The 12,877-nt window shown below is 53.3% G+C and carries 15 protein-coding genes; 5 read left to right on the top strand and 10 right to left on the bottom strand.

Going from position 1 to position 12,877, the window contains the following annotated elements; translation table 11 throughout:
- Window positions 1-426: 426 nt before the first annotated feature.
- Window positions 427-1,674: a Zn-dependent hydrolase gene (locus tag JVX88_RS22345; protein ID WP_211620366.1), complete on the bottom strand. Its 1,248-nt coding sequence runs from the start codon at window positions 1,672-1,674 to the stop codon at window positions 427-429.
- 142 nt (window positions 1,675-1,816) lie between these two features.
- Here JVX88_RS22345 and JVX88_RS22350 point away from each other — a divergent pair, with 142 nt between their 5' ends.
- On the top strand, window positions 1,817-2,014 hold the full coding sequence (locus JVX88_RS22350; RefSeq protein ID WP_211620368.1) for a hypothetical protein: 198 nt from the start codon (window positions 1,817-1,819) through the stop codon (window positions 2,012-2,014).
- 106 nt (window positions 2,015-2,120) lie between these two features.
- On the opposite strand, the gene tpiA is transcribed toward JVX88_RS22350, so the two are convergent.
- The 4 genes from tpiA to JVX88_RS22370 form a co-directional block, all read right to left on the bottom strand.
- Window positions 2,121-2,771 carry a triose-phosphate isomerase gene (gene tpiA, locus JVX88_RS22355; protein WP_211620370.1) on the bottom strand — a complete coding sequence of 217 codons (651 nt, stop codon included), beginning with the start codon at window positions 2,769-2,771 and terminating at the stop codon, window positions 2,121-2,123.
- Between the two features lie 121 nt (window positions 2,772-2,892).
- The gene (locus JVX88_RS22360) at window positions 2,893-3,822 is read right to left on the bottom strand and encodes a histone deacetylase (RefSeq protein WP_211620372.1); all 930 of its coding nucleotides are present in this window, start codon (window positions 3,820-3,822) and stop codon (window positions 2,893-2,895) included.
- 109 nt (window positions 3,823-3,931) lie between these two features.
- Window positions 3,932-4,255: a TIGR00730 family Rossman fold protein gene (locus JVX88_RS22365; protein WP_211620373.1), complete on the bottom strand. Its 324-nt coding sequence runs from the start codon at window positions 4,253-4,255 to the stop codon at window positions 3,932-3,934.
- Window positions 4,256-4,259: 4 nt separating this feature from the next.
- Complete coding sequence (locus JVX88_RS22370) at window positions 4,260-4,763, bottom strand: DUF29 domain-containing protein (RefSeq protein ID WP_225931140.1); 504 nt, start codon at window positions 4,761-4,763, stop codon at window positions 4,260-4,262.
- A gap of 208 nt (window positions 4,764-4,971) precedes the next feature.
- On the opposite strand from JVX88_RS22370, the gene JVX88_RS22375 reads away from it, so the two are divergent.
- Window positions 4,972-5,277: a hypothetical protein gene (locus JVX88_RS22375; protein WP_211620374.1), complete on the top strand. Its 306-nt coding sequence runs from the start codon at window positions 4,972-4,974 to the stop codon at window positions 5,275-5,277.
- Window positions 5,278-5,287: 10 nt separating this feature from the next.
- On the opposite strand, the gene JVX88_RS22380 is transcribed toward JVX88_RS22375, so the two are convergent.
- From JVX88_RS22380 to JVX88_RS22390, 3 genes are all read right to left on the bottom strand, one after another.
- On the bottom strand, window positions 5,288-5,851 hold the full coding sequence (locus tag JVX88_RS22380; RefSeq protein WP_211620376.1) for a hypothetical protein: 564 nt from the start codon (window positions 5,849-5,851) through the stop codon (window positions 5,288-5,290).
- A 629-nt stretch (window positions 5,852-6,480) separates the two neighbouring features.
- A complete protein-coding gene (locus tag JVX88_RS22385; protein ID WP_211620378.1) occupies window positions 6,481-6,831 on the bottom strand; it encodes a hypothetical protein in 351 nt (116 codons plus the stop codon).
- A gap of 225 nt (window positions 6,832-7,056) precedes the next feature.
- Window positions 7,057-7,767: a Uma2 family endonuclease gene (locus JVX88_RS22390; protein WP_211620380.1), complete on the bottom strand. Its 711-nt coding sequence runs from the start codon at window positions 7,765-7,767 to the stop codon at window positions 7,057-7,059.
- An 88-nt stretch (window positions 7,768-7,855) separates the two neighbouring features.
- Here JVX88_RS22390 and JVX88_RS22395 point away from each other — a divergent pair, with 88 nt between their 5' ends.
- Window positions 7,856-8,434, top strand: a complete 579-nt coding sequence (locus JVX88_RS22395; protein WP_225931141.1) for a Uma2 family endonuclease — start codon at window positions 7,856-7,858, stop codon at window positions 8,432-8,434.
- Window positions 8,435-8,446: 12 nt separating this feature from the next.
- On the opposite strand, the gene JVX88_RS22400 is transcribed toward JVX88_RS22395, so the two are convergent.
- Window positions 8,447-8,605: a helix-turn-helix domain-containing protein gene (locus JVX88_RS22400; protein ID WP_211620382.1), complete on the bottom strand. Its 159-nt coding sequence runs from the start codon at window positions 8,603-8,605 to the stop codon at window positions 8,447-8,449.
- A gap of 3 nt (window positions 8,606-8,608) precedes the next feature.
- Between JVX88_RS22400 and JVX88_RS22405 the strand changes: the two genes are divergently transcribed.
- Together JVX88_RS22405 and tnpC are read left to right on the top strand one after the other, a co-directional pair.
- Window positions 8,609-10,783, top strand: a complete 2,175-nt coding sequence (locus JVX88_RS22405; RefSeq protein ID WP_211620384.1) for an acyltransferase domain-containing protein — start codon at window positions 8,609-8,611, stop codon at window positions 10,781-10,783.
- Window positions 10,784-10,902: 119 nt separating this feature from the next.
- The gene (gene tnpC / locus JVX88_RS22410) at window positions 10,903-12,432 is read left to right on the top strand and encodes an IS66 family transposase (protein ID WP_211620386.1); all 1,530 of its coding nucleotides are present in this window, start codon (window positions 10,903-10,905) and stop codon (window positions 12,430-12,432) included.
- 157 nt (window positions 12,433-12,589) lie between these two features.
- On the opposite strand, the gene JVX88_RS22415 is transcribed toward tnpC, so the two are convergent.
- The gene (locus JVX88_RS22415) at window positions 12,590-12,859 is read right to left on the bottom strand and encodes a hypothetical protein (protein ID WP_211620388.1); all 270 of its coding nucleotides are present in this window, start codon (window positions 12,857-12,859) and stop codon (window positions 12,590-12,592) included.
- Window positions 12,860-12,877 lie beyond the last annotated feature (18 nt).

The following is a 12,877-nucleotide window of genomic DNA, read 5'->3' on the forward strand; positions in this document are numbered from 1 at the left end:
AATCCACAATCAAACGTTAGAGACAGGGTAGACGGAAAGGGGATGGGTGGAAACATGAGCGAAAGTTACACTATTTCAATCCTCGAAATTGTCAACGTAGACACATCAATGCTCTGCTTAACGCTCTGCGAACTATCAGCAAGCTAGATCAGCAACTGGGATGAAGCACTAGGACGGCACGCTGTAAAGGATCTGAAAAGCGCTTCACTGCTGGTAGCCAAACTGGCTCGATTTCCCTAGCTCCGTCTCGATCAGGACTTCAGGCAGTTTTGGTGTGTATACATTGCTCCACAAACGGTTCCCTTTTCCGGGAGAAGGATGGGGGATCAAACGAATGAACTCAATTGTATGGCTAAACCTCCGCCTCCTTTAGCAGGCGCGATAAGACGTAAATTTTCTCAATATTCTTAACTGAAGGGAGTTGACTTAGCAGGCGTAGGCTGCATCGAGTTGGAGCAAGGTGTGCAGCAGCACATTCGCCCCTTGGGTGCACTGCTCTGGGGAGGTGTATTCAGCACTGGAGTGGCTCAACCCTTCCTGGCTGGGCACAAAAATCATGCCCATATCGGTAATCCGGCCAATTTCTAGCGAATCATGACCGGCACGGCTCGGCATGTAGCGGTGGCTAAGCTTCAGCTCTTGAGCGACGAATTCGATCGTTTTTTGCACTAAGGGGGCAGCTGGCGTCGGTTGAACGCACAGCACCGGAGTCACATCAATTTCCGTATTGGTGTCCGCAGCAATCTGGTTCAGCTCACGCAGCAATCGCGACATCATTGTATCGAGGCAGTCTTGTGACAAATCGCGCATGTCCACCGACAGTTCTACCTGACCCGGCACAATATTCACGGCATTAGGCGCTACATTCAGATAACCTACGGTGGCAACCGGCTGGCTGGGCATGCTGAGGGCAATTTGCTTCACAGCCAAAATCACCTGAGCAGCGGCCACCAACGCATCCTGGCGCATATCCATCGGAGTCGTGCCGGCATGGTTAGCTTGTCCCTTAATCGTAATCATCTGCCGCAGCATTCCCACCACACCCTGAACCACGCCAATTTCGGTCTGGGTGCACTCTAGAACCGCTCCCTGCTCCACATGTAGCTCCACAAAGGCAGCCATATCGTCACGGCTGCGACGGGCCGAAGGAATCTCATCCCAATTGCCGCCAATCGCTTCTAAACAGGACTCGATCGGTTGACCGACCTTAGGCTGATAGCGTTCGGGTGCGTTTAGCACCACCGTGCCCGCCATTGCCTGACTGCCAATCATCGAGCTTTCTTCGTCGGTAAAGACAATGACTTCCAGCGGATGCTTCAATCGGATGTCGTTTTCCCGCAGGGTGCGCACCACTTCAATTCCAGCCAGCACGCCCAACACGCCATCATAACAACCACCCGACGGCACCGTATCGATATGGGAACCTGTAGCCAGAGCTGGGGCATCCTCGACGCGGCCCGCATAGCGACCAATAATGTTGCCAGCGGCATCGGTACGAACGCTCATCCCGGCTTCGATCATCCACTGCTGTACCAGATAGCGGGCTTGCAGGTCTTCTGCGGAAAACGCCAGCCGACAAATATCACCATTGGGCAACTGACCAACACGCGCTAGGCGGTTGATACTGGCATTGAGGCGACTGTGGTTGACCGAGAGAACCGAAAGAACTTGCATGAACACTCCTCCTTTGAGTTGGTGCGAGATTAGATTGATGCGAGTAAATCTGAGAGAGGTTGGGCAGTGAGTAAATGACTAATTTGAGAACTGGATGAACTGACTAGGGCTGAAGCGACTTCTGAACAGTTTTGAAAAATGCATGCTTGAATACGCCATCGGTGCCCAGCTCAATGCTCTAGTGGATGGGAGGACTATGTTCATCCAGGTATTGACCCCAGTTAGGGCAGACAAACTGTCCAATCCACGAGAAATCAATTGTTTTGAGCAAGCTGCACATGGCGTAATTGGCGTAGAGCGTAAAAAAGAATTTTTCTATCTTGCAAAGTTTGCGAATTAAGTTTGCGAACTGATTGCTCTAAAGCAGTAAAAGCGTTTTTAATTCTTGTATGCCGTAGACTGTATACAAAAATTCCCGAGAATGCAGTGTAGCGCTATACAATCCTTCACGTCTTCCTCCGATAGGGTATGCCTCCAGGTTTTACCGAACCGCCGTACAAAATCGGGACATCCGGGTTCTTGAGCTGGCTGCGAATTAGGCCAATAATCCGGTTGGCTTCAGTCGCATCGCAGGTTTCGCCGGTGCCAATCGCCCAAATTGGTTCATAGGCAATCACAAGATTGTGTTGATCGACTCCCACCAAATCTTCGGTGAGCTGGTCAGTGATCACCGTTTCGGTTTCGCCCGTATCCCGCTGCTGCTTTGACTCTCCCACACAGAGGATCGGAATCAGACCATGTTTTTGTGCCGCCTTCAGCCGCAGATTGACTGTAGCATCGGTTTCGCCAAAATACTGCCGCCGCTCACTGTGACCAATCACGACATAACGTACATTTAACTCTGCCAGCATGGGGCCAGAAATCTCGCCGGTGTAGGCTCCTTCGGCTTCCCAGTGAACGTTTTGAGCGCCGAGGCGAACTCGTGTGCCATGCAGCGCTTTAGATAGCGTCTCTAATGCCGTGAAGGGCGCACAGATGACAATCTCCCGATCCTCTGGGATCTCATCGAGCTGATCGAGAAATTTTTGCAACATCTCCAGTGCTTCTGCACGGGTTTTGTACATTTTCCAGTTGCCAGCAATTATGACCTTACGCACGGGTGAATTCAATGGCTATCTCGTCTCAACAGTTCAAAAAGGTGCATCCTCTAGTCTAAGGCTTCGTGGTAGCAATGTCGCGTCGTTTTCGCTGACGGTCTGCTGAATCAGCAAGGACAGATTAGAAATACTCTTTGCAAGCTTCGATCGTGCTGACAACCGATTCTGCTAGAGCCTTGTAATCATAGCCACCTTCTAAACCGAAGAGCACCTGAGGTGTGAGCTGCAAGCAATAGTGGGTGAAAAGGCCGTAGTCGCTGGGATTGAGAGCGATGTGAGCCAGGGGATCGGCTTTGGCGGCATCGTATCCAGCGCTGACGATCAGCAAATTCGGACGAAAATCCCGCAAGTAAGGAATAATTTTCTGCTCGAACAACGGCTGGTAGTCTCTGAGGCTGCTGCCTGCCGCCATTGGAAAATTGCGTACATTATCAAACTTGCCGCGTTCTTGAGCTGTACCAGTGCCCGGATAGTGGGGAAATTCATGCAGCGAACAGTAGACAATCGCCGGATTGGTTTCGACGATGGCCTGAGTGCCATTCCCGTGGTGCACATCCCAATCGAGGATCGCCACCCGCTCTACCTGAGGCTGCCGCAGGGCGTACAGAGCCGCAATTGCCGCATTCGAGAAAATACAGAAGCCCATCCCGCGTTGAGCCAGGGCATGATGGCCGGGGGGTCGAGTAAGAGCAAACGCTGGCTTCCTCGACTGCAACACCCGATCCACTCCGTCTAGCCAAGCATTCACTGCTAACAAGGCCACCTCGTAGCTGCGAGGAGAAACAACCGTATCCGGGTCAATATGGCCACCGCCTTCATCGGCTAAGCGTTTGAGCGCCTCAACATACCGCTGGGGATGCACAGCATAGAGAGCATCGGCCAATCGCCCATCCTCTAAACAGGCCGGAGTAGGAGTGCACCATTCAATTTGCTCTGCCCAAGTGGTTGCCTGCAAGGCAGTAGTTGCTGCCGTCAGACGACCTGCATTTTCCGGATGATAGAAGCCGGTGTCGTGTTCCAAAAATTCGTCTGAGTAGAAAATAGGGAACATAGGGCAGGGAGAGGAAGGTTAGCTGCACCAATTGTAGCCATCGTTGTAGCAGTCATTGATTGCATGGGGTTGAATGGGCAAGCTGAATCGGTAACAACGTATCAACCGCTCATGGCTTAATATCTTCAGCCCACTTGGCTACATTTTGGGGCCGGTAGGCGGCAAACTGATCGAGCAGTTGCTCAGGGGTAGCAGCGGTCAACACAATCGAGCGATGTTGGGAGCGAACGAACTCTTCACTAAGGGCGTGGTCGAATAGCCGGATCAGGTGATCGTAGTAACCTTCCACGTTCAGCAAACCATGCGGTTTTTGATGTAAACCCAACTGGGTCCAGGTCAGCACTTCGCAGAATTCTTCTAGAGTACCGTAGCCACCGGGCAGAGCAATAAAGCCATCGGCCAAGTCTGCCATCAGGGCTTTGCGTTCGTGCATGGAGTCAACCAGATGAAGCTGGGTCAGGCCGCTGTGGGCAATTTGAAAACTGCCAGAATTCCTCACTCAGCAGGGTCTCTACTTCACGGTTAAACGGCCACTGATCGGGAAACTGGACTTGCGGATAATTGGCTCGAACATCGATTAGGGCATCTTTCCAGCACTGATTAAACACCTCAACTAGGTAATTTTTGAGGCCAGGAGATTGCTTTAGTAAAGAACGCAACTGCCGCCGCTGTTCTCGAATGGTGTTTTCCCATCCCCGGTAGTTGGGGGGCTTTTGGACATAAACCCGCTTCAATAGATAAGCAAGTAAAACCACCAAGCGATTTTCCAATTCACGTCGGTCACGTGCGGCCAAGCCGTCAATCTCCTCGATTAAATGGTCTAAATCCAACTGGTCAAACTTGTGCGCCTTGAGTTGGGCAACCGTTGCTTTGCACCAAGCTACAAAATCCTGATCGTATAAGCTGAAGTCAGGCATCGTTTGAGCCATGTTTTGAGCCATTTTTCAGTTCTGCCAGAGCTACTTCCAACGCTATCACACCCCGCCAAGAGCAGTTCGACAATCCAGATGGACTCATCTTTAGCTATTGTCTTTAGTCATTAAGTACCTCGGCATAATTAAAAACCAGATTCAAAACCCTGCGCCGCCCGCGGCGCGGGCGGCGCAGGGTTTTATGTTTAATTATGCTCACCTACTTAAAGTTAAAGCTATGAAAAAATTCATCGCTCTGGTTTTAGGACTTGCTCTGGCCTTCAGTCTACCCTTACCTGCTACAGCCGCTTTTTGCCGCATCATCGGAGGACAGACTATCTGCATCCTGGAAATTAAGCGCAGTGCCAAAAACTACTGGGAATATCGTGCTGCCGTGAAAGTGAATGACGAAGAGCGCCCGATCGAAATTTACAACTGCCGCGAGCAGATTCGAGTCAGACAAGACGGTATAACCGTGCCGTTTCAGCCCAATGGAGCTGGCGAGTTGATTTGTCGGGTGCTCAATCGTGCTCGCCAGTCGTAAGCTAATGGCTTTATTGCTTCGCAAGCTGGCTGAGTAGCGCTAGCGCCTCTCGTGTTTGCTGCTGATTTTGCTCTTCCTGCTGGCGAGCTTCGGCCTCGGCTCTACGAGCTTCCTCTTCCAATAACTCTTTGACCAGATCCACAGGAGGCAACATGGTTGAGTAATGTTCGCGCAACCAATAGTGAGCGGCAGATAGCACCGTTGTCAGCTTGGTATCGCGCTTCAGCCTGACTTTTTTCTCCTTCACCACCTGGCACAGCTCTAGATACAAATGCTTGATCAGGCCCGGTTCGGTTCTCAGCTCTCGGCTATTGGGGATATTTGAGCTAGCCAGCATTGCCTCCAAACGAGCATTGGCACTGCGGGTCCATTGCTTGAGGATTTCGATTTCCAGCTCGGTTTCTTCAAACATCTTGCGCTTGGCCTTAAACATGCGGCTGCGGTAGGGCAAGTCCCTCATTTCTTGCTTCAGGCGTGCCCGGACCAGATATAAGTCATGAATTCTGCGGTTTGCTTCTTTCAAAGATTTTGGCAAAACCACGTCGATTTCGACGCCACGAATGTTGAATAGCATAGGTTTGATTGAGGTTTGTAGAGATTAAACGAATCCCAAAACCTAGCCTCTCTTTAGTCGAAGCAAAAACAGGGGGCTATGCAGTGATGTAAAATCCACCTTAGCCTCCCATGCTGCTGAACTCAGCCGAGGGGGTCAGCCGCCTTGGAGCTGCCGGATACAGCCTGGGGCGGCGCTAGATTTTGGACGAACTAGACCAAATGAATCAGATCAATGAATCAGATTAGCAACTGAACGAACTGAATTTACTGAACTGAATTTACTGAACTTAATAAAGGTTGCCTCGGATTTTTGAAACAACTTAAACAGAGAGATTACTCGCATCGTGTCTCTTTAGTCAACTATTTTGCAGAAACTGTAGCGTTTCAACAAATTTGTAGGGTAGGAGTCAGCAGTCAGAATGTTGTTTAACGTTTGCATGAACAGGCTGAGCCTATGGGTGCTCCTAGATTGTTCACCTGAAATGTAAGACCTGCCCTTATATCTCTACCCCTCCCTCTATCTCTACCCCTGCTCCTGATACAAATCCGCCTCAATGACCATACCAGCGTAAGGGCGAAGCATTTGCTGATAGACCTGTACGCTTGCGTTTTAAGTTATTAAGTCTTGACTATTACAGCTAAAGAAAGCTAGGTTGATGTATGCGGCTGCTTCCTCATCGAGATTGACGGAATTTTAGCCACTTCTGTTGCCTGTAACACTTCAGCCACTTGCGCTAACTGGGTCATCCATTCGTCAACCGTTGTGGCAGCATCCTCTAGTTCATTCAATCGAGGAATTACCGTTGGCAGAGCGGATTGTGGGCTGTGGGTTACTGGTTCTTCGTTCTGTTCTAACGACAAATGATTTGTGACTTGTGACAGATCTGCTCGCTGTTCCTGATCTCCAATTTCTGCTAAACGATTTTCAGCCCAAACAGGTTGAGCCATCAATAAGATTGGCACGATAATAGCCAATTGTCCCCAAACGCCCGATCGCATCCCCATACATCCTCACACCAGAAGTCAGCGCTTCAAGTCAGCTAATTAAGAAAGGTTTCAAGAAGCTTACCCTGGTGATGAAGAACTTGACTAGCGCTTTTGACTTGTAGACGCACTTTTTTGATCCGCCGACGCACTTTTTGCTCTGAGGAGGCAGGTCGCGATCGTCCAACTGATCAAACAACACCATTTGACGACCCATAGCAAGACTTTATAAAGCATCCTCTACAGGTCAGGCAACTGATCAGGATCAAGCCCTTGGGATCGCAAATAGTTTTCCAAGCGTTTGCGTTGTTGTCGTTCGGCTTCAGCTCGCTGTCGTTCGGCTTCGGCTTCACTCAAATAGCGATCGCCCTTCTGGTCAAACCATCCCAACGCCTCTCGCTGCATTGGGTCAGTTGGGAGACTACAACGCCCAATCCCTAACCCGATCTCTGGCATCCAAAACGGTTCTCCCCTCTGCAACTGGTAGGCACCTTCGACTACCTTGTAGACCTCAAAAGGCAAATGCTTATCCCGCTGCCAGAACCTGGGATTGTAAATCACGTAGTACAACACCCCAAGGCGAGCATAGATGCTCATTTTTTCATCGTACTCTCCTCCTGGAGTTTGCGACACCACCTCTAGGGCTAGGATCGGCGGAACGCCTTGCTCTTCCCATAACACATAGCTATTGCGCGATCGCCCGTTCTTGCGCCGTTCTACCCCCAGGCTCAAAAATCCATCAGGAACCACTGGCACCCGTGGATTCACTCCGGTCGTGTGATAAACTGCCATATCTACCGCAAAAAACCAGTCCTGACGGTCTTTCCACAGGTACTCCAGCCAAAATAGCAGGACATTAGGCAGCCAATTCTGATCCTCATTATCCACAGGAGTTTCGTCGGAACTGGGAAGCTCGTCGCTAGTGGGAAGATTTAGGTCTGCTTCAAGCATGTCAGCCCTCCAGCGTTCTGGATATGCCCCATTGTAACTCTCCCTGGGTAGCGACTAGGATCAGAAACAACCGACTTGAGGTATCGCCATGGCTCAAGCAATGCAGCACCCCACCACATCTGGACTCATCCCAGCAAAAATCACCCTTGAGCAATATCACCGCATGGTTGACGCTGGGGTTTGGGAGGACTGCCATGTTGAGCTGTTAGATGGAGTTATTGTTGAAATGGCACCAGAGGGAATCCCTCATGCCAGTGATTCGAGCCGAACCGGGGAGTTCCTGATCCACCAACTAGGACAACGCGCTCATATCAGGTTTGCCAAACCGATTAGCTTACCCAATCACTCAGAGCCAGAACCAGATTTGGCGATCGTCCAACGGCTTGATGACTATTATCGCAGTCACCATCCCTATCCAGAAAATATATTTTGGTTGATTGAGTATGCCAACAGTAGCCTGGAAAAAGATTTGGGAGTGAAGGCGGGTATCTATGCCGCAGCAGGCATCCCTGAATATTGGGTGGTCAATTTACAGGAAAATCAGCTGATTGTATTCCGTGACCCGGTGAATGGAAAATATCAATCTCGGCAAGAACTGACATCGGGCAGCATCAGTCCCTTAGCATTTCCTGATGTGGCGATCGATGTAATGCAACTGCTTAGATAAATCTGTCATTCATTAAATCTCTTTTCGTCGTTGCAACTGAAACGCTTTAGGATTGAGTCCGAACTTCTTGCGAAAGGCAGCAGCAAAGTTACCTCGGTTCGCATAGCCTACGCTTGCCGCGACTTGCTCAATTGAAATGTCTGGATTACTGAGCAACTGTTGGGCGGCCATAGCTTGGGTGAATATGTAGCGGCTACACTGGCCGGAGTGTTTGACCTGGAAGATGCCTTGATGATTGTGGCGACGCGGGCGCAGCTCATGCAGCAATGTCCAGCAGGGGCGATGTTGTCGATTGGACTGGCTGAGTCGGAAGTGGTGTCTAGGCTGCCCGCCGATTTATCAATTGCCGCTGTGAATGCGCCTCGTGCTTGTGTCGTTTCTGGTGCACCAGAGGCAATCGAGCGATTTGAGCAGCAGCTCACCGCAGAGGGGGTGGCCTGTCGGCGGCTCCATACCTCCCATGCTTTCCATTCGCCCTTGATGGCATCAGTGATCGATCCACTGCGCGAGCGGTTGCAATCTATTGTGCTGCATCCCCCCCAACTGCCGTTTATCTCGAATCTGACCGGCACCTGGATCACGGCATCTGAAGCGACTAATCCCGACTACTGGGTGCAGCATTTGCGTCAGCCGGTCCGCTTTGCTGCTGGGATCACCGAACTGCTGAAAAAACCGGACCTCGTCTTGCTCGAAGTTGGTCCTGGACGCACGCTCAGCACCTTGTCAAAACAAATCATCGGTACTGCCACGCCAACGTTAATTTTGCCATCATTGCGGCATCCTCAAGAGCAAACGTCTGAACTAGAAATCTTGCTTCACAGTTTGAGGCAACTCTGGTTAGCGGGTGCTGACATTGATTGTTCCACTCTTTATTCTGAATCCCAGCACCGGATTCCTCTACCCACCTATCCGTTTGAGCACCAACGCTACTGGATCGAGCTTCAGCCACAATCAGACTCTGTGCCTGTTCAAACCTCTGTTCCAGCTTCAGTCAAAAATCCTGATTTGTCAGATTGGTTTTATCTGCCTTCCTGGAGCCGCTCGACTCGGCTTGCGAGCACACCACCTCAGTTGCCGTCCTCTGGATGCTGGTTAATTTTCCTGGATTCTGAGGGAATTGCAGCGATACTGGTTCCAGCACTGCGCCAAGCCGGACATACCGTGATCAGCGTCAAGGTGGGAGATCGCTTCAGTCAGCAGGATACTGTTTACACGATCGATCCCAAAAATCAGCAGGACTATCACCGTCTGTTTACCGCCTTGCAGCAATCAAACAACCCACCGCAGCAGATTATTCATGCCTGGAGTATCACCAGTGCTACAAACTTGGAGCGGCCAGACGCCGGATTCTATAGCCTGATTGCTTTGGCACAAGCCTGCCAGAAAATTGGCCCCATTTCGATTGCCGTCCTCACGAATCAGTTGTTTGATCTACCCGGAGCAACGACCTGGGAGCCGCTAAAAGCAACTTTACTCGGTGCTTGTCGGGTGATTCGTCAGGAATGTGGTTTGCCCTGCCGCATGATTGAACTCGATCTAGCTGAAGTAAAACCAGAGCACATATTGACGGAATTACTGCGGCCCGATTCAGAACTAGCTGTTGCCCACCGCGATCACTACCGCTGGATACCGATTATTGAACCGATTCAGTTACTAGAGCCGAATGCTGAAGAGAATGCCAACTCCACACTGCTGCAACCCCACCAGATCTATCTAATTGCCGGGGATCTAGTTGAAGGACTAGGACTAATCTTTGCGCAATTATTCGCCACCGTGCAGGCCAAATTGATTCTGATCGGACGAGTAGGTCTACCCGATAAACAAGATTGGACCAATTGGTTGAGTACGCATGGCTCAGATAATTCGGTGAGCCGCTACATTTTGACGCTTCAGGCGTTAGAAGCCCAGGGAATTGAGCTGCATTGCTTCAGCGCCGATTTAACCGACGAACTCAAACTGCGAGCGATTGTAGAGCAGGTCTATCAGCAGTTAGGCCCAATTCATGCTGCCGTTCATGCTGATGTTATGGGCGATCAGGCAAGCTGTTTGATTGCATCCCTCACGCCAGCCAAGATCGAGCGACAATTTCGGGCCAAGGTGATTGGGCTACAGGTATTTGAAACCATCCTGCGTGGTAAGGTCAACGGCTTCTATTTGCTGCAATCCTCCCTTTCGGCTCTAGTCGGAGGTGTGGGCTTCGCTGCCTATGCCGCTGCCAATGCCTTTATGGATGCCTTCGCCTTGCAGCAGAATCGCTCAAGTGCTGTCCCCTGGATCACGATCAACTGGGATGCCTGTCGGTTGGATCAGCGAGCGTGGTGCTGTCTCATGCGCAGCTCGCGATGCTGATCGAGGGGATCGACTGGCGTCGTCCCGAACGACAATGGAAGCCGCGAAAAGCGGGCTGAAAGCTGCCCGAAAACCTCAGAAAAGCTTGAGAAAACGGCGTTCTCGTGGTATCTGAATCCATGCGGCTCGATCTCGACAATCTGCCGTCCGATGTGGGCCTCCTGCACCAGTTGGTGCGCGACATGGCGAGCTTGGTCGACACCCGCAACGACGAGATCGAACGCCTCCAGGCGATCATCAAGAAGCTCCAGCGGATGCAGTTCGGGCGCCGTTCCGAGCGGCTCGATCCCGATCAGCTGGCGCTCGGCCTGGAAGACCTCGATGCCGATATCGGACGCGTCGAGGAAAGCCGTCCGGTGGTGGTCGAAGCTGCCAGCGATCCACGGCCCCACCGCACGCCGCTGCCCGATCATCTGGAGCGCGAAGACATCGTCATCGTTCCCGGGCACGAGGTATGCCCGTGCTGCGGCGGCGCGATGCACGGTATGGGTGAGAGCGTCTCCGAGATGCTCGACTGGGTGCCCGCACGGCTGCGGGTGGTGCGCATCGCGCGCCCCAAATACGCCTGCCGCGCATGTGGCAACCTGGTCCAGGCCCCGGCTCCCGAACGCGTGATCGCGGGCGGTCTGGCAACGCCTGCGTTGCTCACGCAGGTGCTGGTGAGCAAGTACTGCGACCACACCCCGCTCTACCGCCAGTCGCGCATCTTCGCGCGGCACGGGGTCGATCTGGCACGCTCGACGCTCGCGGGATGGGTCGGCGGTGCGTGCTGGTGGCTCGAGGCGCTGCACGAGCGGCTGCGTGACGACGTGTTCACCTCCGACCATCTGTTCGCAGATGACACGCCGGTTCCGGTGCTCGATCCGGGACGCGGGCGAACCAAGACCGGGCGCCTGTGGGTCTATGCCCGCGAGCAGCGCGGATGGGGCGGGCCTGCACCACCTGCTGCGGTCTATCTGTTCGCGCCCGACCGCAAGGCCGAGCGTCCGCTGGCCCATCTTGCGCACTTCAAGGGCGTGCTTCACGTCGATGGCTATGCCGGGTTCGAGCGCCTCACGGCGCGCGGAGACATCGTGCTCGCGGCCTGCTGGGCGCATACGCGGCGCAAGTTCTACGACGTCCATCAGCAGACCGGCTCTCCGGTGGCGGAAGAAGCGTTGCGCCGGATCGCCGATCTCTATGCGGTCGAGGCCAAGGTACGCGGTTCCGTGTCCGACGACCGCCTTGCATGGCGTCGGTCGCTCAGCGCGCCGCATCTGGCCGCGTTCAAGCCCTGGCTCGAGGCACAACTGGCGCAGCTCCCACGCAGCAGCACCCTTGCCGATGCGATCCGCTATGCGCTCGCACGCTGGGCTGGCCTTACCCGGTTCCTCGACGATGGACGCATTGAGCTCGACACCAATCCGGTCGAGCGCGCGATCCGTCCGGTTGCGCTCGGGCGCAAGAACCACCTGTTCGCGGGCTCCGATGGCGGCGGTCACCGCTGGGCTGTCGTGTGCTCGCTGATCGAGACGGCGAAGCTCAACAACGTCGAGCCCTATGCCTGGCTCAGCGACGTCCTGACCCGCATGGTCGATGGCCATCCCGCCACCCGACTCGACGAACTCCTGCCGTGGAACTGGGCGCTCAGCCATCGTGCCGACGCCTGACGTGCAAGGACCGGACGCTAACTCTGCCCTGAAATCCGACGCTTACGGACGTTGGTCCTAGGACTGAGCAGCGCTGATTTCGGATGCGGTTAGGACGCAGCAAGGATGCCGCCGGCTGATCGGTGAAGGTGCGGAGGGCGTGCTGCGGTGATGCCGATCAGACGGCGGTGGCGGCGTCGTGGCGAAGGGCGTCGAGGCGCTGCGAGCAGACCTCCTGAACGGTTCGGCCCAGCTCTTCGACCTGCGCCCCGAGCCACGCCAGCTCTTCCTTCGAGATGCGGTAGTGCTTGGAGTAGCGCGCCTTGACGTAGGCTTCCTTGAGCTTCTCAAACCGCGCGCGATCGCGCTTGGTATCGCGCGGCCAGACATAGGTCAGGCGTGGATCGATCCGCTCGGCTTGGGTGCGCAGGAAACCAAGGTTGTGCACGTGCGGAGTGTAAAAGGT

Source organism: Leptolyngbya sp. 7M (assembly GCF_018128485.1).